The 26,969-nt window shown below is 47.2% G+C and carries 19 protein-coding genes; 2 read left to right on the top strand and 17 right to left on the bottom strand.

The window, feature by feature from the left end:
* Positions 1 to 24 precede the first annotated feature (24 nt).
* The 15 genes from DMN77_RS16810 to DMN77_RS16880 all read right to left on the bottom strand — a co-directional run bounded on the left by DMN77_RS16810 (position 25) and on the right by DMN77_RS16880 (position 22,339).
* Entirely contained in the window at positions 25 to 738 is a 714-nt protein-coding gene (locus DMN77_RS16810; protein WP_179015754.1) for a response regulator transcription factor, read from the bottom strand.
* Positions 739 to 959: 221 nt separating this feature from the next.
* A complete protein-coding gene (locus DMN77_RS16815; protein ID WP_179015755.1) occupies positions 960 to 2,708 on the bottom strand; it encodes a glycoside hydrolase family 35 protein in 1,749 nt (582 codons plus the stop codon).
* Positions 2,709 to 3,170: 462 nt separating this feature from the next.
* A complete protein-coding gene (locus DMN77_RS16820; RefSeq protein ID WP_068778441.1) occupies positions 3,171 to 4,445 on the bottom strand; it encodes a Gfo/Idh/MocA family protein in 1,275 nt (424 codons plus the stop codon).
* 30 nt (positions 4,446 to 4,475) lie between these two features.
* Positions 4,476 to 5,363, bottom strand: coding sequence for a carbohydrate ABC transporter permease (locus tag DMN77_RS16825; protein ID WP_179015756.1), 888 nt, complete (start codon positions 5,361 to 5,363; stop codon positions 4,476 to 4,478).
* Positions 5,364 to 5,379: 16 nt separating this feature from the next.
* On the bottom strand, positions 5,380 to 6,270 hold the full coding sequence (locus DMN77_RS16830) for an ABC transporter permease (RefSeq protein ID WP_068778492.1): 891 nt from the start codon (positions 6,268 to 6,270) through the stop codon (positions 5,380 to 5,382).
* 83 nt (positions 6,271 to 6,353) lie between these two features.
* Positions 6,354 to 8,090 carry an extracellular solute-binding protein gene (locus DMN77_RS16835; protein ID WP_179015757.1) on the bottom strand — a complete coding sequence of 579 codons (1,737 nt, stop codon included), beginning with the start codon at positions 8,088 to 8,090 and terminating at the stop codon, positions 6,354 to 6,356.
* 135 nt (positions 8,091 to 8,225) lie between these two features.
* The gene (locus DMN77_RS16840) at positions 8,226 to 9,572 is read right to left on the bottom strand and encodes a response regulator transcription factor (RefSeq protein WP_068778444.1); all 1,347 of its coding nucleotides are present in this window, start codon (positions 9,570 to 9,572) and stop codon (positions 8,226 to 8,228) included.
* 4 nt (positions 9,573 to 9,576) lie between these two features.
* A complete protein-coding gene (locus tag DMN77_RS16845) occupies positions 9,577 to 11,319 on the bottom strand; it encodes a histidine kinase (protein WP_179015758.1) in 1,743 nt (580 codons plus the stop codon).
* Between the two features lie 477 nt (positions 11,320 to 11,796).
* Positions 11,797 to 13,890, bottom strand: a complete 2,094-nt coding sequence (locus DMN77_RS16850; protein ID WP_179015759.1) for a hypothetical protein — start codon at positions 13,888 to 13,890, stop codon at positions 11,797 to 11,799.
* Between the two features lie 119 nt (positions 13,891 to 14,009).
* Complete coding sequence (locus DMN77_RS16855; RefSeq protein WP_179015760.1) at positions 14,010 to 15,104, bottom strand: peptidylprolyl isomerase; 1,095 nt, start codon at positions 15,102 to 15,104, stop codon at positions 14,010 to 14,012.
* Between the two features lie 168 nt (positions 15,105 to 15,272).
* Positions 15,273 to 16,889 carry a response regulator gene (locus DMN77_RS16860; protein ID WP_179015761.1) on the bottom strand — a complete coding sequence of 539 codons (1,617 nt, stop codon included), beginning with the start codon at positions 16,887 to 16,889 and terminating at the stop codon, positions 15,273 to 15,275.
* Between the two features lie 18 nt (positions 16,890 to 16,907).
* Positions 16,908 to 18,653, bottom strand: coding sequence for a sensor histidine kinase (locus tag DMN77_RS16865; RefSeq protein WP_256872457.1), 1,746 nt, complete (start codon positions 18,651 to 18,653; stop codon positions 16,908 to 16,910).
* Positions 18,654 to 18,841: 188 nt separating this feature from the next.
* Positions 18,842 to 20,353, bottom strand: coding sequence for an ABC transporter substrate-binding protein (locus DMN77_RS16870; protein WP_179015762.1), 1,512 nt, complete (start codon positions 20,351 to 20,353; stop codon positions 18,842 to 18,844).
* Positions 20,354 to 20,493: 140 nt separating this feature from the next.
* Entirely contained in the window at positions 20,494 to 21,393 is a 900-nt protein-coding gene (locus tag DMN77_RS16875) for a carbohydrate ABC transporter permease (protein WP_082789916.1), read from the bottom strand.
* A 19-nt stretch (positions 21,394 to 21,412) separates the two neighbouring features.
* Positions 21,413 to 22,339 carry an ABC transporter permease gene (locus tag DMN77_RS16880; protein WP_068778450.1) on the bottom strand — a complete coding sequence of 309 codons (927 nt, stop codon included), beginning with the start codon at positions 22,337 to 22,339 and terminating at the stop codon, positions 21,413 to 21,415.
* A gap of 233 nt (positions 22,340 to 22,572) precedes the next feature.
* Here DMN77_RS16880 and DMN77_RS16885 point away from each other — a divergent pair, with 233 nt between their 5' ends.
* On the top strand, positions 22,573 to 23,397 hold the full coding sequence (locus tag DMN77_RS16885; RefSeq protein ID WP_179015763.1) for an alkaline phosphatase family protein: 825 nt from the start codon (positions 22,573 to 22,575) through the stop codon (positions 23,395 to 23,397).
* Between the two features lie 909 nt (positions 23,398 to 24,306).
* Positions 24,307 to 25,269, top strand: a complete 963-nt coding sequence (locus DMN77_RS16890) for a metallophosphoesterase family protein (RefSeq protein WP_068778452.1) — start codon at positions 24,307 to 24,309, stop codon at positions 25,267 to 25,269.
* A 97-nt stretch (positions 25,270 to 25,366) separates the two neighbouring features.
* Here the strand turns inward: DMN77_RS16890 and DMN77_RS16895 are convergent, their stop codons facing one another.
* Positions 25,367 to 26,374, bottom strand: coding sequence for an HAAS signaling domain-containing protein (locus DMN77_RS16895; protein WP_179015764.1), 1,008 nt, complete (start codon positions 26,372 to 26,374; stop codon positions 25,367 to 25,369).
* Positions 26,361 to 26,708, bottom strand: a complete 348-nt coding sequence (locus tag DMN77_RS16900; protein ID WP_068778454.1) for a PadR family transcriptional regulator — start codon at positions 26,706 to 26,708, stop codon at positions 26,361 to 26,363. The genes DMN77_RS16895 and DMN77_RS16900 overlap by 14 nt, the downstream gene beginning before the upstream one ends.
* Positions 26,709 to 26,969 lie beyond the last annotated feature (261 nt).

Raw genomic sequence — 26,969 nt, forward strand, 5'->3', positions numbered from 1 at the left:
GAACTCTCCTATCTCGACCAGGTCTTATTCATCAAAGCTGAATTTATAGCCGACTCCCCAAACTGTTTTAATATATACCGGATTGGAAGGGTCAGCCTCCAGCTTCTCGCGTAATCTGCGTATGTACACGGTAATGGTATTCTCGTCCCCATAAGTACTGTATCCCCAGACGGCGTCCAGCAACTGGGTCTTGGAGAATACCTGATTACGGTGCTTGCACAGGTAGAACAGCAGCTCCAATTCCTTGGCGGAGAGCGAGACCTCCTGTCCCTCTTTCGTCACCCGGTAGGCCTTCCTGTCGATCAGGATTGCTCCAAATTGGAGAATACCCTCGCCCTTAGGTGCCATATGAGCTGGATTTATCATGCTCTCGACCCTTCGCAAGTTGGATTTGATTCTGGCTAGTAATTCAATAAGCGAGAACGGCTTGGTCATATAATCATCCGCTCCAAAGCCAAGCCCCAGCACCTTATCCGTGTCACTGCCCCTGGCACTCAGGATGAGGATAGGGACATTATTCCGCTCACGAATCTGCCGACAGAGCTCGATTCCGTCCATATCAGGCAGCATGATGTCGAGAATGATGAAGTCTGGCTGCCAGGATTCGATGCGCTGTAACGCATCCTGGGCATGATCAACAACCGCCGTCTCATAGCCCTGCTTGCTGATGTAGTCCTTAACAATTCGTGCGAGATCCTGTTCATCTTCAATTATTAGAATCCTTTTATATGCTGTCATATTAATCTCCTAAACCATTCACAAAGTAAATTAAATAATGCCTTCTTAAACCTAATTCGTGGAAAGGAATTTATATCCTGCCTTCCTACTAATCTATGAACTTGAAATAGCGACGGATGGTCATGACCATGGCCTGGTTTAAAGTAAAAAAGAACCTGCCGAGTATGCAAACTCAACAGGTTCATGTAGCTTATAACAAACTATGTGTATTTTTCCTCACTTTACCCTAAATCCGGCTTATCGACGAAACGAATCCTCGGTGCTGCAGCGCCATGCAATTCAAAAATAATAATCTCATTGCTTCCCTCTTGAAGCAGCGGCCCAGGTACGTACAGCGTTCTCTGCGGTCCGACATTCCAATAACGCCCCAGATTAAAGCCGTTCACGAACACGACGCCCTTGATCCAGCCATCCAGATTGAGGAATGTATCGGCAACGTCGTTCACCGTAAATTCCCCGCGGTAGAAGGAAGGTTCCATATGACCAGATAGCGATTCGAACAAGAGACCGGATAGTTCGCTTAGCGGCAGCGGATGAATCGTCCAATCCGACAGGAACTGCATGCCATGCCGCACTCCCTCTGTGACTCCCTTGAGATCCTTAGTATAGGGCCCATAATTTACCCGCCCCATATTCTCCACGAGTATGCTAAGGTGTGCTCCGCCTTCCGGCACTTCGAACTCAATGATGGCTCCGGCCTGGCTGCGATCCAATGTACCCAGAATTTGTCCGTCCAGGAACACCAGCGCCCGGTCATGCAAATCCTGAATGTACAGCGGCTGCTTCGGTCTAGGACCCGAGAGGAATGTACTGTATTGAATGAAGCCGTAATCCTGTCCCAGCTCCTCCATCGGTAAAGGATAAGCGGATTGGATAGGCTGGGAAATTTGCGATATATTCAGCGATAGTGGAGCCTGCCCCGTCATCACTACTTCACCGTAAGCCTGCTTCGCCACAGGTCGCGGCAGCTCGATATCGTCAAGCTTCCGATGCTTGGCAATCACATCGCGGACAGCATAATACTTATTCGTCGGCTCACCACTCTCATCCAGTAGAACATCATAGTCATAGCTTGTAATCGTAGGCTCATAGCTGTCCTCTGTATGTCCATTCGCCCCGTTATAGAAGCCGAAGTTCGTACCTCCATGGAACATATAGAAATTGACCGATGCGCCCATGCTTAGCATCTCATCCAGAACCTCAGCCACATCCTGGGCCGAACGGGTGTGATGCCCTTCCCGCCAATGGTCAAACCAGCCATTCCAGAACTCCATGCACATGACCGGTGCATCCGGCTGGTACTTGCGCAGCTTGGCGAAAGCCTCAGCAGGGCGAGACCCGAAATTCACCGTCGCCAGCACACCGTCAACCATGCCGCCCTGCAGCATATAATCCTCCGGTCCATCCGAGGTGAACAGCAGCACATCAATGCCGCGCTTGATCATCGCATCCTTCAGATAGTTCAAATAAAGCTTATCATTGCCGTAGCTTCCGTATTCATTCTCGATCTGCATCGCGATAATAGGCCCGCCCTGCGTGCAGAGCAGAGGTCTGAGCATAGGCAGCAATACATCATAATAAGCATCGACATGCTCCAGGAACGGCTTATGATAGCAGCGCAGCCGCATATCCGGTTCCGCCAGCAGCCAGGCTGGCATACCGCCGAACTCCCATTCCGCACATATATAAGGAGATGGCCTTACGATGACATGCAGGCCAATCTTCCCTGCTATCTCAATAAAGCGTACAATGTCCGCGAGCCCCTCGAAGTTGAATTGCCCTTTCTGCGGCTCATGGATATTCCAGGCCACATACGTCTCCACCGTATTAAAGCCGCAGGCCTTCAGCTTAAGCAGCCGATCCTCCCAATATTCCGGCACGACTCGGAAGTGATGAATCGCCCCGGAGATCATCTGAATCGGCTCATTATTGAAATAGAACGAAGAGCCCGAGTAATGAAAAGTAGACATAATTCCCTCCAAAGAAAGATTTTCGGCCCATAAGACTCCTAACGGAAACCACAGCCGCTATTTTAAAAATTTCAACCCTGTTGAAAATGTAACGGAAATCTGTTCCGCTATTAGCTGGCTTACCGCACCATTTCGCTGCAATTCATCATAATAGGGGCGCTCATTTCCGTTAAATTTTTAAAAGTCGCTTTTTAGCCATAATAACGCACCTGATTTCCGTTAGAACTGATAGTTTCTCCGCCGGCACTGTGGACCCTCGCTTGCAACCATCTGAACGATTCGCCATCTCTGGGGTCAACGTATGCACATCCAATAGACCTGCCAACGCAGAGGCGCCGCATCCGGCTAACCTGTCGGCGCAGCGGTAACTCGCATGCACTCCTACGGCAGATTCCCCACCACCCGTATACGCTCTAACGGCAGATCCGATAGCCAGTGGCACCCCATTCACTCATCCGAGCACTAATTCATAGGCTCCTGTACGCTAAAGCTATCGGCGAATTCCTGCATACGAATTGTTCTGCCCTGGACGCGGGACTCTTCGGCCGCGAAGGCCATCAGGTGGCTCTGAACGGAATGATTCGCCGAGGTCAACCCCTGGCTTTTGCCGTCAGCCCTGACCAGATTCAGAAAATCCTTCACCAGCTTCATATCGCCGCCGCCATGTCCAACGTGGCCGCCCATCTCCTCGAAGCTGATCCGCTCCACCTTGCCGCTAAAATGGATCACTTCGATCTCATTTTTCTCCATGGCACCGCGAATTTCTCCGGTCGTTCCCATCAGCTTGATCGTGCGGCTAATATCCCGTGTAAATGCACTCATGGTGAAAGCAGCAGTAACATGGTTGGCAAATTCCAGGTTGACGACCTGATGATCGACCACATCATTGTCGCAATGATATACACAGCGGCCATACGGCCCTTCCTGAAGCGCCTGATAACGAGCCTCATAGCTCATATCATTGCTGATGGCCGAGGTTGGCCAGTCGGTATTATCCGTTAAATACAGGTTTGGCGCATAATACAAGCATTGATCCGCTACCGGACAGCCGTCCAGACAACGAAGCGGGGCGCCTTCCGGTGCCTCCGACGCCTTGAAGTGGCTAAGCGAGCCGAAGGAAGCAACCTGGGTGCAATCGGCTCCGGCCAACCAGAGCAGGATATCAAGGTCATGGCAGGACTTGGCCAGGATCATCGGACTGGACTCTTCCTTGCAGCGCCAATTGCCGCGTACGAAGCTATGCGCCTGATGCCAATAGCCGACATTCTCATTATGCTGAATCGCCATCAATTGCCCAATCTCTCCACGATTCAGCAGCTGCTTCAGCGTCGAGAAAAATGGCGCATATCTCAGCACATGGCAGATGGAGAAGACAAGTCCCGACTTGGCCGCCATTTCCCCCATTCGCAAACATTCTTCAGGATCGGGCGACATCGGCTTCTCCAGCAGAACATGATAGCCCAATTCCAGCGCCTTCATCGTCGGTTCAAAATGCTGCTTATCCTGGGTGCAGATCAGTACCGCATCGGCCAGCTTGGGCTTCGCGAACAACTCATCCCAGTGTTCGAAACACAGCTCATTTTGAATTCCGTGTCTCGCCTGAAAAGCCTCTCTGCGTTCCCGTACGGGCTCCGCCACAGCCACGACCTCAAGCTCATGCGGATGCTGAACGGCATATTCCAAATAGTTAACTCCGCGCAACCCGGCTCCGACCAATGCAACTTTAACCTTCTTCATATGACCCTCGTCTCCCTTTCTGCCATGTAACTATTCTTTGACACTTCCTACGGTCATTCCTTTAACAAAATATTTTTGTAAAAATGGATATACCACCATAATCGGCAGCGCCCCCATAAATATTTGCGCCGTCCGCAGCGTTTTCTCGCTTAGATTCTCCATCACCTTAATTTGTTCAATGGAGATCGAGGTCATCTGAGAATTGATCGCCATAATCAGGGTCGACAGATAGGTCTGCAACGGATATTTTGCTGGTGAATTCAGATACAATATCCCATCAAACCAGGCATTCCAATGGCCTACGATCGTGAACAGCCCGATAGTTGCAATCGATGGCAGCGAGACCGGCAAATAAATACGCCATAAAACTCTCCATTGTCCGGCGCCGTCAATCGTAGCCGCCTCATCCAGCTCCCGCGGTATTCCCCGGAAGAAATTCAGCATCAGCACCATATTCCAGACATTAAGGGCGCCGGGCAAAATCAATGCCCAGATCGAATCGATCAACCCTGTGTTCTTGACGATAATATAAGTTGGAATCAGGCCCCCGCCGAAAAACATTGTAATGGCGAAAAACCAGGCATACATCGTTCTATATTTAAACTGGTCATTTGATTTCGATAATGGAAAAGCAGTAATAAATACAAGCAGCATATTAATCGCTGTCCCCAATGCAACCCGTTCCACAGAGACGCCCAGCGATCTGAAGAATTCGACCTTCTGGCCGAGATACCGATAAGCATCGAGATTAAACCCGACTGGCCACAGCCTCACTTCGCCGGCCATCGCCGCTGTATTCGAACTGAGGGAAATCGATAGCAAATGGATAAAAGGAATCACACCAAGCAAGGTAATCATGCTGAGCAGCAAGGTATTGCCGATCACAAATATTTTTCTGCTGATGGTCGATTTGTGCATCTCTCCTACCTCCTGGCTAAAAGATCCGATAATTGTTATATTTATAGGCTGCGTAATAGGTGGTCGACACCATGATCAGTGAGACTACGGATTTGAACAGTCCGACGGCTGCAGCCGGCCCAAACTGTTGGCTGAACATACCGAGCCGATATACGAACGTATCGATAATATCGCCGCCCTCGTAAACGGTAGGATTGTACATAATCAGGATCTGCTCGAAGCCGGCATTAAGAATACCGCCCAGACTTAATACGCCAAGCAGAATCAAAATTGGCATCATACCCGGAAGTGTGATATTCAGCATCTGCTTCCATCTTCCAGCCCCATCCACTTCAGCCGCTTCATAAAGCGTTGCGTTAATTCCGGTAATCGCGGCCAGCATGACAATCATGTTGTAGCCCATTCCTTTCCAAACGTCAGACCCAATCACGATGCCGCGGAACCAGCCGTTATTCAGCATGAACATGATCGGCTCCATTCCCAATGCCTCAAGCAATCCATTGACTGGTCCGTTCAGCGAGAACAATTCGATGACAACACCGCCAAGAACGGTCCAGGATAAGAAGAATGGCAGGAAGATAGCGGATTGGATTACGCGCGAGAACCATCTCTTGGTGACCTCGTTCAGCAGCAGCGCCAGAACCAACGGCACAAGCAGGAACAGGACCATTTTACAAATTGCAATAAGAATGGTATTCCAGAGTACCTGCATGAAATCGGGGAGCTCAAACACATATTTGAAATTATCCCAGCCGACGAATTCGGATTTGAAAAATCCGGACAATGGCTCAAATTGCTGGAAGGCCATCACCAGACCAGCCATGGGGCCGTATGCATATATCAGCGTAATGATGACGCCGGGCAGTAGCATTAAATGAAGTGCATATTCCTTCTTCAGCGTTTTCACAAGCGTGACCTCCATGTTGAATGTAAAACGGGAGGAATTGCCGATTGCTTCAGGCGGATCCTCCCGTTCCAGCATCTCACGATTTATTTCACAGCTTCCTTGCTGTACCAGTCATTCACCTCTTGGGTGATCTTGTCTCCACCAAGGGTCTTCCAGCTGTCAACGAACTTGTCGAATTCATCCAGTGGAGCCCCCATGATGATCTTTGTGAATGATTCCTGCATCAGCTTATCGAGCTGCGGGCCCTTCTCTACCTGCGTCGCTGTCGGCAGAGTATAGAATTCGTTGCTCACATAAGCTCCTTTCTCCTTGATCATGCGAGTTGTTCCCCAACCGCCATCCTTAGCCGCACGGCTGAAGTATTGTCCCCAGTTGACGCCTTTGCTCGCCTTCTCCGTATTCCCTGCAAGGTAATCCTTCGTTGCGTTGAATACGTCCGTTACGCTCTTGTAGTTTTCATCATCAAGTGTGATTTCCTCTTGGTTTGCATCGAGCGCTTTATTGACTTCCGTGTAGATCGTCTCGATATCCGCAGGATTATAGATCCGAGGGTTAAACCAGTTATAGACATAACCCTTCTCAGCCTTGTTATCCTCCATGTACTTCTTATTGCCCATTTCAATATAGTAATTGATCATTTTGATAGCAGCTTCCGGATTTTTCATGTTCTTGTTCACCACATACATCCGGTTGCTTCTCAGCTTCGGCACTAAGGAATTGCCCGGCCCATCGAGCCCTGGGATTTGCAAAGCAATCCACTCTGCCTTCGGATCCTTATCGACGCTCAAATTGAGCGGCCAATTCGGATACCACCATTCGCCATATGAAATTCCGACCTTCCCTGCGGTAAGATCTTCAACCGCCTTGTTCTCGTCCTTCAAGGCAAATTCTTTATCGAGCACACCGTTCTTATACCACTCCTGGAGTTTGCCCAGCGCTGTCTTCACCTCAGGCTGAATTAAGCCCGGGATCAGCTTGTCATCGCTGCCTTTAATCCACGCCGTCTGATTATCTCCGACCGACGGATATGCATTAAATCCGTTGAAGAAGCCACGAAGATCAAATCCCCAGAAGAAGATGTTCTTCTGCATAGCAATGCCGTACGTATCGTTCTTGCCATTTTGATCCGGATCGTCCTTCACAAAGGCCAACGCTACCTTTTCCAGTTCTTCCATCGTAGTAGGAACCTGCAGCTTGAGATTATCAAGCCAATCCTTACGAACCCACAGGATCTGGGTCGATAAGTACGGGTCCTCGAAGGCTGGGATAGCTAGCAGCTTGCCATCGGAAGTGAAGGTGCTCATTGCGAAGCCGCCATCCGACTCCATATACTTCTTGAGCGTTGGCGATGCATAATCATTGTAGGCTGCAGTCAGATCGCCCAACATATCCTGCTTCTTCAGCTTCTCAAAGTTCTTCATATCCAGTTCCATAATATCCGGCAGATCGCCCGAAGCCATGGCTAACGAGAACTTCTGTTCAAATTGGCTGGACGGAACCGTCCATTTGTATTTCACTTCAATGTTCAGCATTTCTTTCATATCCTTGAGATAAGCGTTCTGTTCCGGCGTAATTCCCTGCGGAGTTCTCGGGTCCTCCGGAGGATTATAGCCAAGCACTTCCGTAACGGTGACCGTCTCCGGATACTTGCCCAGTGGATCAGGAGGTGTGTTGCTGTTGGCATTGGCATTCGTCTTATTCCCGGCTCCCTGTGAATCAGGAGCAGCCCCATCCTTGTTCCCTTGATCACCACACGCTGTAAATACCAGGAGCATCGACATAACCAGAACGAGCATTTTCCATGGTTTGAAGCTTTTCATTGAATTGCCTTCCCCCTTTGTATGCTGCAATATAACTGTTGCTTACATCTTCATTATGGAACCGAACGAAAGCGCTATCAATTTTGAGTTTTTTACTTCGCTTTCACTTTATTTACCTGTTCCCATAGTGCCGAATTATGCTTGTGTATTGCGGTATTCCTGAGGGGAGACCCCCATCTTCTTCTTGAAAAATGTCGTAAAATAGGAAGGTGAATCAAACCCCACCCGGGTAGCGATCTCGTTCAATTTCAGATTCGTATCCTGCATCAGCCGAATGGCTCCCTCAAGCCGCTTCGTCTGAATGTATTCCAGCAAGTTATGGCCTGCTGCCTGCTTATAGAAGCGCGATAGATAAGACGGATTAAAGTGAACCTCCTCCGCGATCGCGGTCAGGGATACATCACCGGATAAATGCTCGTTCACATATCGCTGAATCTGGTCGATGACAAACAGCTTCATCTCATCCTGCTCCATCCGGCCATATTCGAACAGGTTCTCCTCATGCGGATTGACCTTGCCCAGATCTACGATCACCATCGTCTGGCCTAATGCGGCGCGCGCCTTAAGCAGAGAATGCAATTTCTCATACTGCTGCCCGGCTGTATCCCAGCTTCCCGCCAGATTGTCCGATATGCCGAAGGAGACGGCAACGCCTAACAACTCTTCACATTCATTCTGCACCAGTTCCAATATGCCTTTCATATACATCGTGATGCTGTTCCAAGAGGCCCCGCTGCTAGCGTTCTCGCCACGGAACCGCCCTAACAGCTCTGTTCCAGGCTGCAGCATCCAGTAGAGGACATCGTCCTGCATAGCGGAGCATTCACATTGGAACGAGGCCGGCAAATAGTTCAGGAAGGATCTCTGCACGGCTTGTCGCAGCTCGCTGGATCTATCCACTTCATTTAAAGTCATTCTTCCGATCAGAAAAAAGGCAGGCCGCTCCGGAACGATCTGGAAATGCACTTCTTCGTAACGAGGCTGGACCAGTAGTCGAAGCAGATCTTCCCCACCAGCTATTTTTCGCAGCAGCTCCTGCTTCAACAGCGGTACGGCAATCTCTAGGTGCATCCTCGCTTTCTCCTCTTGAACTCTGCGCCGATTCTCCTCATCCAGCTTGGCAATAGACCGCTGTACAGCCTCGAAGATCAGCTCGATCCCCTCTGTCTTCAGAATGTAATTGTCCACTTTCTTGCGCAGCGCTTCATGGACATAATCGAATTCACTATATCCCGTCAGCAGGATCGAACGGCAATGCGGCCAATAGTAGTTGATTTCATCGACGAGCTGTAGTCCGCTCATCTGCGGCATCCGGATGTCGCTAACCAGAATATCCAGCTTCATTTTTTGGGCCATTTCAAGCGCCTCTTTGGCGGAATAGGCTTTGCACACCTCGAGTTCAAATTCGGTATTGTCCTGGAACAGTAGAACCAGCCCGTTCACAATGACAGGCTCATCATCAACAATCAGCAATCTATACATGATCTCAATCCTCCCCTTCTTCAACCACAATAATCAGATCTACTCTCAGGCCGCCATAAGCGCTGCGTGAGACGAACAAGCCGCTGCCTTTTCCGTATTTCAGCTGTAGCCGGTTGTTCACATTGATGAGTCCGGTCTTCTCCATATATTTCGACTCGATCGCCAGTTTGTCGCGCATCTGCTCGATCATTGCCCCAGTCACCAGCTTTCCGTTGTCCTCCACAGTAACGCGCAACCTGCCGTCCGCATATTCCGTCCCCATATAGATCACCCCCTCCATCGTCCCATCCTCGAAGGCATGCTCGAACACATTTTCTACAATGGGTTGAATAATCAGTCTGGGTACCGAAATCGAAGGTGGTACATCCTTCACATCGCTATATTCGAAGGTAATCCGGTTGGAGAAGCGAATACACTGAATCTCGCAATAATCAAGCGCATGCTGATACTCCTTGTAGAAGGGGACCTCATCCGACCCGCTTCTCGTAATATATTGATAGTAAGTACCCAGCTTCTGAGAGAGCTCGGCGGCACTATCGGCATCTCCTACCTTGCACATCATGTAAATATTAAAAAAGCTGTTATACAGAAAATGCGGGTTGATCTGCGATTGAAGCTGCTTTAGCTGTGAATGCTGCAAGGCGATTTTCTGCTCATAATTTTCCCGAATCGAATTTTTCAGCTTGAGCGCCATATTGTTGAAGCTGCTGAACACGTAATGGAACTCATCATTGGTTCGCGACTCAATCATAATGTTCAAATTGTCAGCCTCCAGCATCCGGAACGCCTTGACCAGGCGTGATAATGGACGGTGAATCATTAAATTAACCGAGAAAGCGTACAGCACCATAATCATAATAGCGATAATGAATAATAAATAGGACCAGGTCGTAAACTGATTCAACGGACGGGTAATTTCGTTCTGATTAACATACATAATCAATGATAAATTCAGCGCGCTAACATCGTTATGGATAATAAAATAATTAACACCATGAACCTTCTTCATTTCAGAGGTGCTCTGTTCCTGGAGACTCTGCTCAGAGATTTGTCCAAGAATCATATTCGATTCCTGCACCTCCTTTGCGGTCGTCAGCACGGTTCCTAATTCCTTGCTGCCTATCAGTACTTCTGACTCCTGATACAAATCGGCAATTTGCTCTAATGCTTCAAGCAGCTTGGGCCTGGAAATTTCGATATAAGACCATATTCCGTCGTTGTTCTCGCTTTCAATCAGAAAGATCCGATCCCCGCTCTGGTAGAACGAGGGCTTCGGCTTCATGGAGAGCAGTGAAGCAATGAGACTCATCTCTGAATTTGGCGTATTCGTTACTCCGGTGATCGTCGAAATGGTCTTACCCACGGCCTCGACATAAACGCCGGCATTTACGATATAATCGCTGAAGGCGATCAACGCCATTTGTCTATCCCTTACCTGCTCAATCAGCTCGACTTCCTCGTAGTTCTCCAGCATACTGCCGCGGAAGCTGAGCTTCTGCAAATCTTTGTCATTTAACAGCTGCAGCTGTAAATTTCGGATGAAATACATCTCTTTATCAAGCTGTTTGGAGTAGAAGGTAGCGCCCGCTAAAGAGGAACTCAGTATTGCATTTTTACTGATCGACATTCCTTTGTAATTGAACCAGATATTCATCGTAATGAGCGGCAGCAATAACAAAATAAATATGGCGATAACTTTCTGATATACGTACCACTTCGATTTCTTTCTAGCGATCCTAAGCTTCATCGCTTTACCCCCGTTGCTGTATGATGGATGAATGTTTGGTAGACACACCGGCTAACAAAAAAGGAACCATCCCTGCGGGAGATTCCTTTTTAGGTTCTTATTGTTGAAAGCGTACGATTTCGGCTTATTTGATCTCACAGGTGTCACCTCCCAAGCTGGTAGATCGAAGCTAATAGAAAATTCAAAGTGCCCATTTCCGTTCAGAATTCTGCTTCTTCATTCCATGTTATCTACTTAGCACAACGTCGCGGGCTATACGCCTGAAGTTTCGGCCATAAAATATTTCTCCTGCCAGATTCGATTGCCTCCTCTATATCATTAAAAATTGTAGACCCACCCGTGAAGATAAACAACTTAAAAACATTTACCTTAACTTGCAATATTTTGACCTTTTTACATTTTAAAGTTCTATAATAGGAGGGAAAAAGGTCAACCAGATACCTCACTGATTGACCTAATTATAAGTAGAACCAGCCTTTATCGTTTATTATAAAGTTCCAGCTCGTTTATCGCGAAGTTGCCCCATTTTAAATTTGCCGCATTTATTTTCAAACGGATTTTAGAAGTAGTTGTCGCGTCAAAATCAAGCACTTTCGTCTCATTGGTTTGGTCGCTGTACTGCCAAACCCATTCGATACCCGTCTTTAAAGGCTGCCAATCGGTACCATTGAAATACTCAAGATCAAACTTCGTGATGCCTTGGCCCGTTCCGAATCTCGTGACGATCTTCATCTGATTGATCGTTACCATTTTACTGCCGAAATCAAGGGTAATATAGTTCGGGAATGTCACGCCCCGATCTATGCTTGACCATGCTTTGTCATATGACCCATCCGTCAGGCTCTTAATCGAACTGCTGGACAACGTAGGAACAGAGGCTGTTGCTGTTGCCAGTGGTGCCAAATTCCCCGGTTCCGGCCCTGGTGGAGTCGGCAGTGGCTTGATCGGCGCAGGTGTATATACGATCGGCGTCTTTCCGGTAGCAGGGGGCACATCTCCTTGGTATTCAAAAGCCCCGATATCCGGATCGCCGTTATACAATGCATTCCCAAAATAGTCCCTTCCGCCGTTGTCCGCGATAGGAACACCGGCGCCGATCAGCGGAGAATCGCTTTGTAGCTTGTAGCCGTCCACCGTATCCATTCCTTGTGCCCCGCTACCCGGATTTTCAAGTTTTGGATTTGCGGTCACCTTGTGTGCATCAGAATTGACCAACGTTTTTCCGCCATAATAAGCGTTATTATCGAAGGTTTGTCCAGTTAAATTCCAGCCTTTGTCTCCCATGCTGTAATATATATTATTGTAGTTATATATATTTTTCGGACTGCCTGAGGATTTTGTAAAGTAGTCGCTCATAACTGGGTTGCTTGAGGCTGTGCCGACATAAATCGTATTATTGTAATTTAAAACCGTGTCGATCGAACCACTGTAACGGAAAATGCGCGCTTTGTCGTTTTGACTGATGTTGTATCTGACAATCGTATTGATCGTGTTATAGGTGTCATTGACATAAAGCATAAATCCGCCAGCATTATCATGACTGTAATTGTATTGCACCAGCGAACCCAGGTTTCCGGCATCCACATCGAATCCCGTTCCATCTTCCGAACCGTTACGGCTGGCGAACGATTCATTATATTGAACGACGCTATTATCCGCGTAAGCCCACCAAATAGACGCATTCGTTGCTAAATAGGTGGCCTCTTGCACGCTATTATGCTCCACCACCGCCCCGTCCGTGACATTCCAAGCGATGCCGCCCGTAGCTGCCCGCACGACCGTGTTGTTGGATATCTTCACATTGGTAGATGGCGTCCATGGGCCATAAGGCTTCGGCACCCACTCCCATAAATCGCCCATGCCATAACGTAAGATGCAGTTAGAACTGATATATATCCCGTATGCATCCACATCGGTTAACGTATTGCCGTCAATCAAAACGTCATTAAACGCACTTGGCACCCATGAGCCTACTGAATCAATAATAATACCGCCGGATCGTGTTGTATAAACACCGTCCACATCATGGATATTCATATTTTTAATATAAATGTGATTTAAAATTCCACCTTCTTCATTAAGCACATACACGCCACGCCGCTCCCCACGACTGCCTTTCCAATCCCTTGTAAACGGCTCCGATGAAGGATTCGTGACTTCCAGGTTATTGATCTCCCAATACTCCTGGTTCTTCAAAAAAACCGTCGATAGTTCCGAGGTTACACCTGCGATCAGGGGTTGGCTGCCAATTCCATACATATCGATGACGATTGGATTACCGTCTACCCCCGAACCTTTGGGCCAAAGCTGGCCTTGCCAGGAGCCTCCGGCTTTAAACAGAATATGGTCCCCAGGAGCAAAGCTTGTCTCATTCACTTTGATGAGCGACTTCCACGCCGCTTCGGGATTTGTACCGGGATTACTGTCGCTGCCGTTTACATTGTCCACATAATACGTCGTTCCTGAAGTCATCTCAGCTCTGACAGGCGATACAGCAAATGTCGTTAGCCCTGACAACAATACGATGGCCGACATCATACTCGCGATCTTCCTAGCTGTCCTTTGAAGCATGTGTATACCTCCTTATTAAATTCTTTGACGGGAACCCTGGTACTTAATGACCTTGTCTCCGTCATATGTAATTGCCCACAAAGTTCTTGTGAAGCTTTTACATCACAGTAGGACCTAACCTAAAAGCTCTCAAAAGATTGCAAACTATTGAGCAGATCCTGGTCTACTTCGACAACAGCCTTGGACAGCTTATGGCAGATCATTTCTTCATATTTGCTGTCGATGAAGTCCTTGCGGACTTGTTCCCTGATCTCGTCATAACTGCGATATGCAGTACCCGGCTCCGTTTTGGCGATGCAATTCAGGATATACAACCTGCCGTTCTCATCAATAATACCGCTGGTTTCACCTGGTTCCATCGATTCCGCTGCTCTCGCAACCGGACTTCTGGAGTTTTGACGGACATTCCCCAGGTGGATAATAAGCTCCTGCTCGGTTCCCGGATCTGAATAGCTTTTGGCTATTTTTGCGAAAGAGACTCCAGCAGCCAGCTTGGTCTCTGCTTCTTTTAGTTGCTTATACGCCTGTTCTTTTTTATCTTGATCGATGTGCTGTGTCGAATCTAAATAGGATAGGGATATAATACTTACCTTTACCTCACCGGGATGTGCGTACAGCTCCTTTTTATGTTGATCATAAAAAGACTTGAGCGTCACCTCGTCAGGCCGCAATTTCTCCTCCAGCTTCTGCTTCACGGTGGTTGCCGCATTGGTCATGATATATGCAAAATAAGCTTCTTCGTTATATTGGATCGGCCCGTAGATGACCTGTCCTTTGGCGGTTGCTTTGGCTCTACGCTCGTTCTCCTGCTCAAGCTGCTTCAAAAAATCGCGATAACTAATATCTCCAAGCACCCCTTGCTCTTTGGCAACCATCTGTCTGACCTTTATATCTACGCTCTCATCAAAGGCTGCTTTTTGAAGCTTATCCAGAGGAACTTCCCCACCGATAGAGGTTGTCCAGAAAGACGAAACCTGCTCTGCGCCATACTTTTCATGAAAATAGTTCATTACTCTGGGCTTATTTATTTGAATGGCCCTCTTAAACTCCTGTACAGTGATGGGAACACCATCAACGGTTGCTATGATTTCATCCCCCGGGTCATTCGCCTCAGAATTTCCCCGCGCAAATGCCGCTGAGGTACAAACGGTAAGAACTAACAAACCTGCGATGGTCCACGTAAGCTTGTTCCTTGAACTGGTTTGTCTCGTCATGCTCCCCCTCCTGCACAGATGATGTACTTGCTGGTCATTCGTGGTTGTACTTCTATTGTAGGTATATAAGAAAGCGCTAACAATTTAAGTTTATTTACTTTTGTTCTAATTTTTTTACTTATTCTGGCGTTTAAAGTCATCCAGCTTCGCTGTTTATTACTTTTATTCCTATAGCGCTTCTCTTTCTGTCCGCCCGTCTGCGGACTGCTGTCTAAGCTGTTGCGGAGAGACATCATATACTTTTCTGAACATTTTGGAGAAATAGGAGAAATTATAATAACCCAAGGTTTTGGCGATATCCGAGATCGGCAACGTTGAACTCATGATCAGGTCCTTAGCCAAGGACATACGTGTATTCAAAATATAATCCGTGATCGACTCCCCTAGCTCCCGCTTGAACAGTCGCGATAAGTAAGCCGGATTCAAGTGCACATAACTGGCCAGCTGCTCTCTAGTAATCGGCTCATTCAGATGCTCGGTGATATAATACTGAATCCGCCGAATGACCGAATGATTCTGGTGCAGCTCATCATGGATGATTCCGGCCACCTGGAGCGCCTCTTCTTCCAGCTGCAGAAGGCTGCGTGGCTGGTCATTTAGCAGCAGCCCGTCCTGGCCCTTCAGCAGCTCCACCGCATTCAGCCCGTTCTTATGCAGCACATAGTGCGCCATTTGCATAAATTCATTGCGGAAGCCCTCCAGCTCAGCCATAGACAACCGCTCGAACTGTCCTATCTCCGATACTCTGCTGCGGATTTCCTCCTGCAGCTCCTCCAGCTTGCCTTGCTCCAGCAGAATCGTCCACGTTGAGATCCGCGGGATCATCGATTGAATAGAAGGATTGCAATACGATGCCAGCGTGTAGACCTGATTGGATCTGTTCACATTGTTGTACTCGATCTCCAGAAGCTGTTTGCAAACGTCCGCAATTTCATACAAGCTAACGTTCCTGCCAATGTAACAGGAAATATTGCAGTCAAAATATTCAAGGCAGCTCTGAATATATTTCTCGCATCGCGTAGGCAATTCGGAAAGATCGTTCATCTCTTCCTGATCCCCCATGATGATCACGATGTTAACCCCCTGCTTGGTCTGGATTACTTCCCCTCTGCCATTTGGGAGCAGCACCTCGGCAGCGCCTTTGCGAATCGCATACTCAATAATCTCCTCATCTCGTGTATTGAACTCGCGCAACCAGGATTCCACGCTGACAAGCACAGGCAGAAAGACGAACTGCTCCAGCCCGGACAACTGATGCTTCTCCAAAATCCCCTCGATATTGTTCGGGGAGCATACAATCCGGCCTGAAAACAGATCATTCCAGAACTTATCGGTAATCAGAGGCTTCTGTTTGCGCCACATCTCATAATAAGGCTTATACTGCTCACGCAATTTGTATAATTCCCGTTCCTGTAAAATAGACTCCAGCGCCCGATGAATCGTGTCCTCCAGTGCATCGAATTCAATTGGCTTCAGCAAATAATCGAATCCATCCAACTGAATGGCTCTCTTCATGAAATTGAAGGCGGAGTGGGCGGTCAGGAAAATGGTCTCCGTCTCAGAAGAGATCTCGTTCACCTTCTCCAGCAGCTCAATTCCTGTCCCTTTTGGCATTTCAATATCGCAGATCATGACGTCAATCGATGTCTGCTCAAACACTTTCAATGCCTCCCGCATATTATAGGCCTCGTATACCTCGGACACCTGCAGCCTTTCCCAATTCACACCGCTGCGAATTCCCATTACCGCATAGATCTCGTCGTCTACAATCAGTACCTTAAACATGCTTCTCCCCCACTCTGGTCAATAAGATGTAAATTGCTCTACCGTACGAAATGGAAGCACCATTTGAATTCGCGCCCCCGGAGCATTCTCGAACTCCAGCCTGGCGTCTTCCCCGAATAAATGCTTGATCCGGTACTGCACATTGGAAATGCCCAGATGTTCTCCGTTCTGATGCTCTAAAAAGCTGCCGGACTTCAGCTTCTCCAGCATTTCCTGTGGAAATCCGTTGCCGTTGTCCATAATCACAATCCGTACCCGATCCTGTTCCATTAAGCCAACAGCGATATAAATATGAAACGGATGATCCATAAAGTCAAAGCCGTGCTTAACGGCATTTTCAATGAACGGTTGAATCAGCAGCGGTGGAATCGCAGCCTCTTCCGCACTCTTTTCCATCTGAATCTCATAGGTAATTCGTTCCGGAAAGCGAACCTGCTGAATTTTGATATAGCTCTCCATATGCTCCATTTCTTCCTGGATCGTGACAGCAACCTGATTCGTCCTCGTCGTAAAGCGGAAATACTTAACTAGATTCATACACATCAGCTGTATGACGCTGTAATTTTTGATCTCGGCCAGATTATAAATAATATTGATTGTATTCAGGAGGAAATGAGGGTTAATCTGCAACTGCAAATGCTTGAGCTCAGCTTTATGCGCTTTAACCTGCTCCTCATATACACTGCTCGTCAATTCATGGATTTCAGCGGCCATACTGTTAAACGTCTCGTTAATAATCGCAAACTCCTTGGCTTTGGAGGATTGAAGCCGGATATTCCAGTCCCCGTGCTTGATCCGACGCATCCCTAAGACGAGATTATTCATGGGCTTAAGTATAATGTCATTCAAATAGACGAGGTAAATGACCAGGATTACTAACGCGCCCAACGAAATGAGAACAATACCGCGACTTAATTTCTCCAGATCCTTCAGCATTTGGTCTTCGGGAATAAATACACTCAAAATAACGTCTGTGCCTTGAACCGGATTCGTGACTGCAATATATCTGCGATCCTCTTGCTTCACAACCTGGTACTCGCCACTTAGCTTCGATTCTATGGAGATGGAACGATTGGATGTGATTGCGCCCGCATTAGTTATCAACCTCCCCTGACTGTTCAAAAATCCGGCGAATCCTTCCTTGGAATGAATAATATCTAACGGAATAACCAGATTCTTCAATTCGATAAAGGCGCCTACATAGAAACCGTCTCCTGTGCTTACTATGCGGACTAGCGCATATTTCCCTGTGCTATATTCTATAGCCTTCCACTCCCGGAAGTAGTCGCTATCCGGCTTAATTTCCTTGACCAATTTCTCTACAGTTGTCTTGATGGCATTCAGCCTTTCATAGGAGTTATCCTTGATTTGTGTAGTAAAGAAATCTTGGTTTCGCAATGAATAAATGAACTGCATATCAACACTGTTGTCAAAGCGATGGTAACGGGAAATGGTACTAATAATCATCGCCTTTGCGAGAAAGTATTCATTCGGTTTATCCATCAGCTGTGGTAATGCGGCGAGATTAGGATCTTCCACAGCGATGTTGTAAAGAAAATTTGTCTCTTTGTTCAGCGCCACCTCGATCTGTTGGGAATACAGGATCATCGAGTTCTTATTGGACTCGGCGACCTGCTCGCGTATCGTGTTCGATGCATAATAATTGTAATAGAGCATTAGTCCAACCAAAGGTACCGTGATGACTACGAAACCAATAATCAGCTTGAAGCGCAGCGATTGCTTAATATTCGACTTCAGGAACATACTATCTACCCCGGATCATGCAAAATTAGCGAACCCCTATCTTCCAAAGAGGCATCCGTCTCAAATTGTACTGTACTGAGGTTCATCTACACCGAGTATAATTTCAGGTAGGACAAAAAGGAATCCTTAGATAGGACCACGGCAATCGTCCCAGTTCGGAATTCCTTTTTATTCACCTCTGCAACTGTTTATTTCTGCGTCTCAGCCCACGCAGCGAGCTGCTTATCGACCTCGGCCTTCACTCGGTCAAAGCCAGCGGATTTACGTTTCTCCTTCCACTTTTCAATCAGCGGCTCTGGATCCACAGCACCCGACCGTAAAGTGGCGTCGAACTCTTTCATTACGTTGGCAAGCGACGCCATCTCCGATTTTACAGGCTCCTGGTTAAAGGAGAAGCCCAATGCGATAGATCGCTCCGATCTGTCGTTAAACTTCTGAAATTCCTCCCATTTGTTCGGATCCTCGTTCACCCACAAATATGAGTTGAACTGATTGCCAAACATCCAGCCACCCGGGTTAGGATAGGTTTGTGTATCGGAGTTTACACCCTCCGGAAAATCAATCACATTATCGCTTACCTTCACATAATGCTTGCCTTCAATACCCCAATCGAGCATATTCAACAATACCGGGTCCGTATAGAGCATATTCAGGAACATCATTACCCTGGCCGGGTCCTTGGAAGTTCGGGAAATGCCAAGCATCGCTCCCTGTGCATCCCCTGTAGTCGTGAAAGGCTCAAATGTCTCAACCTGCACCAATTCAATGCCAGCGCTGATACTCATTTCCTTATCCTTACCAGGCTTCAAGGATTGGGCAACGGCAAATGCCTTGCCCGCCTTAAGCATATTAACCCCTTGATCGTCCGTCGAAGTCAGGATATCTTTATCGAACCAACCGTTCTGATTCCATTGATGCATCCGTTTATAGAACTCAATAAAATGAGGATCTTCCAGCATATCAATCGCTTTGAGCTCCTTGCTGCCCCGAGGAATGCCAAGATTGGCAACGATATTATCGTAATTGGCTGCCTCCCAAATATTCGTGAATTTGGCCGATGCAACCGGGGCCACGTCCGGTTCATTCTCCTTAATGACCTTGAACATTTGCTCCATGTCCTCAATAGACTTTAAACCATTGGTATCGAAGCCGTATTTATCAACCAGCTTCTTATCGAGCACGAAGCCAAAGCCTTGGCCGAACTCTTTCTTGGTCGGAAGGGCATACAGTTTGCCATCGATTCTTGATCCCTTAATAAAGTCGTCGCCAAGAACTCCAGGGATATCCTTGCCGTACTCGTTCATCAGATCATCAAGCTCCAAGTATTGACCTTTGGCGGCATCCTTCGCATACGAGAACCAGCTAGCTGTGAACATGAGGTCAAATGATTCATTTGATACCTTCATCAAATTCGTCTTGTCGTCCCAGGAGGCCCATTCGATCGGCTTCAACTCGATGGTCGCATTGATCTTCTCTGTCAAATATTTACTCATTTCGTCCTGAACCAGCTGAAGATCCTTGGCAGCCGAGGCGGGATAGACCATCGTAATTTTATACGGTTTAAGTCCACTATCCCCTTCTTTATTTTCATTTCCAGCTGCACTCGTATTGCCCTTATTGGTATCCCCCTTGCCGCATCCCGTCAATACCAGCGCACTGCACAGCATTATTACGAACAGTAAATTTAACGTCTTCTTCATATTCCCGCTGTTCTCCTCTCATATCATTCTTGTCCTAACCTAATCCCCCGGAATTGCACTCCAATTCATCAGTATCGGTAGCCCCACCTCCTTGAAGTAATGAAACGCTCTGCCTGCATCCTCTAAAGCTATCTCGATACTCAGCCCTTTACTGCCCCAGACGTAATTCCGCTGATATAATATTTTTGGAAGAATGGATAAGCGAACAATAATGGAGCCACCCCGATAATGGCAAGTGCCATACGTACTGATTCGCGCGGCATTTTGGCCAGCAGCTCTCCAACCTGCGCTGTACTATTTGATTTTGCGATCAGAAATTGAATATTAGTCAGCGTTTTGGTCATCAAATACTGGATGTTATAGAGCTCCGGATTGTCGATAAATAGCATGCAATTATACCAGTCATTCCAGTAAGCCAAAGTATTAAAGAGACCAATCGTCGCCATAATCGGCAGGGATAACGGAACGACAATCTTGAAGAAGATCGTTAGTTCACCCGCTCCGTCAATCGTGGCCGACTCAATAACCGATTCAGGAATGGTTGAGGCGAAGAAGCTTCTCATCAGGAACACGTTAAAAGCGCCTAGCAATAGATTTGGAATAATCATGGAGAAGATCGTATTTTTGAGTCCGAGCATATTCACATAAGTGATATACCATGGTGCCAGACCCCCACCGAACAACATCGTAAAAAAGAGATAGAAGGAAATGGTCCGCCTGAATGGCAGATTGGGCCTCGATAAAGGATAAGCAAAGAGCGCTGTAATTAGCAGGCTTACAACGGTACCAACAAGTGTAGCCACGATGGTGACTCCATAAGCCTTGGAAATTTCAGAAAAATCGTTGAACAGAAACTGATAGGCGCCAAAGCTGATCTCGTTGGGAAATAGGGAGAATCCCTTTTGCACAATGGAGTCCTCGCTTGATATCGAGACCATAAAAATCAAGACAAACGGAAGTAAGGATACAATGGTAAAACACCAAAAGAACAGATGGATCATTGCAGGGCCAATTCGCTTGGATATATTTAGTTCTCTCACGTTGTCCTCTCCCTCCCGGCTAAAACAATGCACTCTGTTTATTTATTCGTCTGACTGCAGAATTGGCTACCAAAATGAGAATGAAGCACATCGCTGATTGATATAATCCCGCTGCCGTAGACATTCCAACGTCACCGGATTGGAGCATGGCGCGGTACACGAAGGTATCGATGGTTTGCGTTGTTGGTATAAGCGCCCCGGTATTCATAGGAACCTGATAGAACAATCCAAAGTCCGAGCGAAGGATCGTGCTTACAGCGAGCAAGGTCAACGTGATAATCACCGGCATGATCAATGGAATAGTTATCCGGGTCATCTGCTTCCATTTGCTGGCTCCATCGATTGTTGCCGCCTCATAATACTCCTTGTCAATCCCAATGATGGATGCAAAATAAATGATCGACCAATATCCAACGCTTTTCCAGGCATTGACGATCACCAGAATGAAGGGCCAATATTTCGGCTCCCCATACCATGAGATTCCATCCATGGAGAACCATTTTAACAATAATCTGTTCACCAGCCCGTTCTCTGCATTCAAGAAGCTGAAGACGAGATAAGCAACCACAACCATTGAAATGATATGCGGAAGCAGGAATGTGCTCTGGTAGAAACGGCTGACGACTTTATCTTTAATCTCATTAATTAAGAGTGCGATAGTTACAGACAGAACGAGATTTAAAGTGATAAAGACAAGATTGTATAGGAATGTGTTACGAGTAATGATATAAGCGTCCTGCGAGTTGAACAGAAATTTGAAGTTATTCCATCCTGACCAGGGGCTTCCCCAGATTCCATCCACGTAATTATAGTCTTTGAAGGCAAGAATAACTCCGTACATTGGAATATAGTTGTTAATGAAAAGATAGACGATCCCCGGTACTGTCATTAGCAGCAGCCACTTGTACTTCTTAATATCTCTCTTTAATTGCATTATGTTCCTCATGATCCAGCCCCTCCGCCCAAGTTGTGTAAACCCTTACAGTATTCATTCTAGAGTCTCCCCCTCACCCCAACCACCATCTTGATGACTTTCTCATAACACGTTCGTGACTTCTTCTTATCAAGTCAAAAACAAGCCTATAACAAGTCAATAAAAGGCATTGACAGCCCTATCCGCGATCATTATGCTTAGGGCGTGATATCGCTTCATACATCTATTGAGGAGGGTATTCTATCATGAACACCAAGCAGATTAAACGTGTCTTTATACTAGGAATGGACGGAGCAGGAAACTTCATTCAGCATACGGATACGCCAAATATTGATGCATTTTTGAGCAACGGGGCTGTTACATATATGGCTCAGGCCCAGTCGCCTACGATCAGTGCGGAATGCTGGGGCTCCATCCTTCATGGTGTCGTTCCGGAGAAGCACGGATTAAATAATGAGATAGCGTCTACTCAGGCCTATCCTGAAAGTTCGCCATATCCTTCGATCTTTCGAATGGTAAGGGAGGCTCAGCCTGAAGCCAAGCTTGCCGCCTTTTCCAGCTGGGCGCCTATCGTCAACGGGATCATTGAGGAAGGGTTCGGTATTCACAAGGAGACGCTGCCGGACGATGAGCTCGTGGGGGCTATCGAGACTTACATTCGGAACAACAGCGACGTGAAGCTGCTCTACATGCAGCTCGATGATCCGGACGCCTCCGGCCATAAATATGGCTATGGTCCGGATTCGCCAAATTATCTAAAAGCGATTACCAAAATGGATGAGCTTTTTGGCCGCGTACTGCGCGCAATTGAGCAGCAAGGCCTGCTTGAGGACAGCCTCGTGATCCTCCTTACCGACCATGGCGGTGGCGGAGCTAACAAGCATGACCACGGCAGCGATCATCCGATGGACAAAAATGTATTCTGGGGCTGCGCCGGTCCAGGGGTTGCTGCCGACACTGTTCTTCCGGAGCTATTCATCGTAGATACAGCGGCAGTTGCGCTTCATGCCCTGGGTTTCGAACTGCCTGCGAATTGGGATGGCAAAGTCCCCGCTGCTTTATTTAGCTAGAAACGCTTATTGGGCAAGTGAAGCTTGCTGTTTGTTTCATTGTTCATTGCTCGTTGCTCGCTGTGGCCCGAAACGTAAACGAAACGAACGAAACTTGCTTCGTTGGTTGTTGATTATACGCTGCTCGCTGCTCGTTGTTCGTCGGTTCGTTGTTCGTTGTGCGTCGGGTTCGTTGTTCGTTGTTCACTTCGTCGATCGTTGTGCGTCGGGTTCGTTGTTGAATCGTGCATTGACCGTTATTCGCTCCGTTGCTCGTTTTTGCATCATTCGCTGTGCGTCTAACAAAACTACAGAACGCTATTTGAGCAAAAACAGCGCTGATATTTTTTTAACGAAACACCGTATCGTTATTCAGGGTAAATCGCCGCTTTGGAAGCCAATTTTGCTCCAATAACGATACCCAGTTTCGTTAGAATCGGGGATTGTCCGTTGGAGCCCAAATAGCGATACCACGTTTCGTTAGCGGTTATGCATCTAACGTAACGAAACTACCGAACGCTATTTGAGCAAAAACAGCGCTGATATTTTTTTAACGAAACACCGTATCGTTATTCAGGACAAATCGCCGCTTTGGAAACCAATTTTGCTCCAATAACGATACACAGTTTCGTTAGAATCGGGGACTGTTCGTTGGAGCGCAAATAGCGATACCACGTTTCGTTAGCGGTTGTGCATCTAGCGTAACGAAACTACAGAACGCTATTTGAGCAGAAACTGCGGTGATATTTTTTTAACGAAACACCATATCTTTATTCAGGGTAAATCGCCGCTTTGGAAGCCAATTTTGCTCCAATAACGATACCCAGTTTCGTTAGAATCGGGGACTGTCCGTTGGAGCCCAAATAGCGATACCACGTTTCGTTAGCGGTTGTGTGTCTTTCAAAAGCGGAAAGGGAGGAATGGTGTGAGATGAGAAAGCAGTTGCATTTCAGGGAAAACGGAACGTTCAAGATTGTTCAATTCACGGACACAGAGTTTTGTGAGCCGTGTGAGGAAGAAGCACGAATGAGTGCCATGATGAGGGCGATCCTTGAGGCGGAGCGCCCGGATCTTGTAGTGTATACCGGAGATGTCATCGCCAGCAATAAGAGTCCGGACCCGGTGCAGGCGTTCCGCGATGCTGTAGCGGTGCCAGAGGAACTGCAGATTCCTTGGGCAGCCGTATTTGGCAACCATGATTCCGAGGCGCCGGATTTCACCCGTGAGCAGTTGCACAGGCTCCAGCTGATGCATAAGTTCTGTTACGCAAAGCCCGATCCCCCAGGTGTCCATGGCTCTGGCAACTACGTACTTGAGATTCTGGATGGACAGCATTTGCCTGCTGCAGCGCTTTATTTTCTCGACACAGGAAGCTATTCGCCCTTGGTTCATAGAGGAATCGACTACTATGATTGGATCAGAAGAAACCAGATCGACTGGTATACAAGGACTTCCCATCAACTGACAGCAAATCATGGTGGAACCCCCTTGCCTTCGCTCGGCTTCTTCCATATCCCGCTCCCTGAATATAGCGATATTTGGGATTTCACTATATGCTATGGACAGAAGCTGGAACGATTAATCTGCGCCCCGCCGTTGAATACAGGCTTCTTCGCAGCTATGGTCGAGATGGGCGACATCATGGGCACCTTTGTCGGTCATGACCACGGCAACGACTTCTGGGGAACCCTTTACGGGATTCGCCTATGCTACGGACGGACCACCCGAAACGCTTACTTGGATCAGCCGTTCACTACCGGAGCTCGGGTAATTCAGTTAATGGAGGGTCAGCATAGCTTTGATACCTGGCTGCATCTTGAAGACGGGACGATCATCCGAGATCAGCCCAAGCATATGCCGGAGGGCCGTGCGCTGCAGATATCATCAAGCTAAGTTCTCAGTTCAAGTGGAAGATCTAATGTCAGCATAAAAAGGGTTATCTCAGCAGTAGACCTTCTACCTGCGAGATAACCCTTTTCCTAATCAAACATTAACGGATTTTGGCCTTGCGAAATCCCTCATAAACACTAAGCGCTCCGAAAAAGATAAAGATGAATATTACTCCTCCAACAATGGAGGTGCTTACTCCCTCGGTGCTAACTATGAACAAATCAGCTATATAAGCGATAAAGCCTGGATTCAAGAGATTCGGGTTGAGAATAATAACGATCATGATAATAATATCTATCAGTTGCACAGCCATGTTGAATATTGCTAATCCCTTGGTCCATTGACCAGCGATATATTTATAAAGAGCCAACGCAACCTCAAGTCCAGCCAGAATAAGTACAAGCGGCCAATATTGGAGCAATACTCCCTGGTTAAACGTTGGATACTGCAATTGAACCCCGTTCTCTGATCCCAGGTATACACCTACATAATGGTCGGCATAGAAATACAAACTTGTCCAGATCGCCGTCCATAACAAACTTCCGAACACATCCACCTTAGAAATGGACCTCTTCTTAGGAATATGCGCAAGCTTCTTCAAATCATCCGGTGTCCACTGTTTAGATCTTGGAGTAACGGGTGCAGAGCCTTTATTCACATCCGCTCGCTCAATAATCGCAAATATCACCGTGATCCAGAAGAAGAATTGCACGATTACCTCGAATGAACCGACAATTCCCCGAACGATCAGATTTACAACAGTATCGATCATTAAATTTAATTCGGTGCCTCCGCCATAATTAATCAGATGCTCAGCAACGGTAGAAATTATCGAAATAACGATGGCAATCGGTAATATCATCTTCAACAATGACACGTAAATCTCAAAATAACGCGGCCCAATCAAATGCATTGGGCGATCCATATAGCCATTGGCTAATACGGCCGGATTGCCCAGCTTCGCAAGCGCCTCCTTGATATCACCCTCGTTGTAATCATCGGGAAGCATATCTTCAATTGTGGAGCGAAGCTCCATGGATACATCATCCCGATCCTTCTCCGGAAGCCGCCTGGTGACTTCCTGAATGTAAATATCAATCAGATCCATCGTCATCCCCCTCTGCTAATAAACGGTACAATTCTTTCGAATTGCTTAACCACTCCTGCTTCAATTGCCCGTAAATCTCAAATCCATATTCACTCAGCACATAATACTTACGCGGTCTGCTTTCGGTTGTATCCCAGCTGCTGGTGACCAATTCCTGCTTCTCAAGCCTCCTTAGCAAAGGATACAATGTGCTCTGATCAATCCCGATGCCTGACTCCTCCAGCAGTTGTACTAGTGAATATCCATATTGAGGCGTTCGCAATTGGCTTAATACGGCTAAAGTCAATGTTCCTCGTCTAAGCTCCGTTATGAGAGAATTCAGTAGAGTACTCATTTGAAGTACACCTCTTTTTCAACTTAACTTACTATGTGTCATACAGTATATGATTTATACTATGTATCATACAGTATTATTGTTACGAAAGCAATTGATTTCTCCCACTAATGCACAAAATCCAATTACTCTGTTCCTCATCAGCCTTTAGCCGACCATAAAAATCATGACCACCCGTCTAACGGGTGGTTTGCTCTAAGGCTATAAGCCTTTATTACCGGCTCGCGTCTAAAGGCGCTAGCTTTCACTTCGCTCAAGCTA

The organism is Paenibacillus sp. 79R4, from assembly GCF_013393165.1.
Lineage (GTDB): Bacteria > Bacillota > Bacilli > Paenibacillales > Paenibacillaceae > Fontibacillus.

Bases quoted from the DNA above. Each gene is read 5' to 3' on its own strand.
- DMN77_RS16810 (WP_179015754.1), bottom strand. From the start codon at position 738: ATGACAGCATATAAAAGGATTCTAATAATTGAAGATGAACAGGATCTC.
- DMN77_RS16815 (WP_179015755.1), bottom strand. From the start codon at position 2,708: ATGTCTACTTTTCATTACTCGGGCTCTTCGTTCTATTTCAATAATGAG.
- DMN77_RS16820 (WP_068778441.1), bottom strand. From the start codon at position 4,445: ATGAAGAAGGTTAAAGTTGCATTGGTCGGAGCCGGGTTGCGCGGAGTT.
- DMN77_RS16825 (WP_179015756.1), bottom strand. From the start codon at position 5,363: ATGCACAAATCGACCATCAGCAGAAAAATATTTGTGATCGGCAATACC.
- DMN77_RS16835 (WP_179015757.1), bottom strand. From the start codon at position 8,090: ATGAAAAGCTTCAAACCATGGAAAATGCTCGTTCTGGTTATGTCGATG.
- DMN77_RS16840 (WP_068778444.1), bottom strand. From the start codon at position 9,572: ATGTATAGATTGCTGATTGTTGATGATGAGCCTGTCATTGTGAACGGG.
- DMN77_RS16845 (WP_179015758.1), bottom strand. From the start codon at position 11,319: ATGAAGCTTAGGATCGCTAGAAAGAAATCGAAGTGGTACGTATATCAG.
- DMN77_RS16850 (WP_179015759.1), bottom strand. From the start codon at position 13,890: ATGCTTCAAAGGACAGCTAGGAAGATCGCGAGTATGATGTCGGCCATC.
- DMN77_RS16855 (WP_179015760.1), bottom strand. From the start codon at position 15,104: ATGACGAGACAAACCAGTTCAAGGAACAAGCTTACGTGGACCATCGCA.
- DMN77_RS16860 (WP_179015761.1), bottom strand. From the start codon at position 16,889: ATGTTTAAGGTACTGATTGTAGACGACGAGATCTATGCGGTAATGGGA.
- DMN77_RS16865 (WP_256872457.1), bottom strand. From the start codon at position 18,653: ATGTTCCTGAAGTCGAATATTAAGCAATCGCTGCGCTTCAAGCTGATT.
- DMN77_RS16870 (WP_179015762.1), bottom strand. From the start codon at position 20,353: ATGAAGAAGACGTTAAATTTACTGTTCGTAATAATGCTGTGCAGTGCG.
- DMN77_RS16880 (WP_068778450.1), bottom strand. From the start codon at position 22,339: ATGAGGAACATAATGCAATTAAAGAGAGATATTAAGAAGTACAAGTGG.
- DMN77_RS16885 (WP_179015763.1), top strand. From the start codon at position 22,573: ATGAACACCAAGCAGATTAAACGTGTCTTTATACTAGGAATGGACGGA.
- DMN77_RS16890 (WP_068778452.1), top strand. From the start codon at position 24,307: ATGAGAAAGCAGTTGCATTTCAGGGAAAACGGAACGTTCAAGATTGTT.
- DMN77_RS16895 (WP_179015764.1), bottom strand. From the start codon at position 26,374: ATGGATCTGATTGATATTTACATTCAGGAAGTCACCAGGCGGCTTCCG.
- DMN77_RS16900 (WP_068778454.1), bottom strand. From the start codon at position 26,708: ATGAGTACTCTACTGAATTCTCTCATAACGGAGCTTAGACGAGGAACA.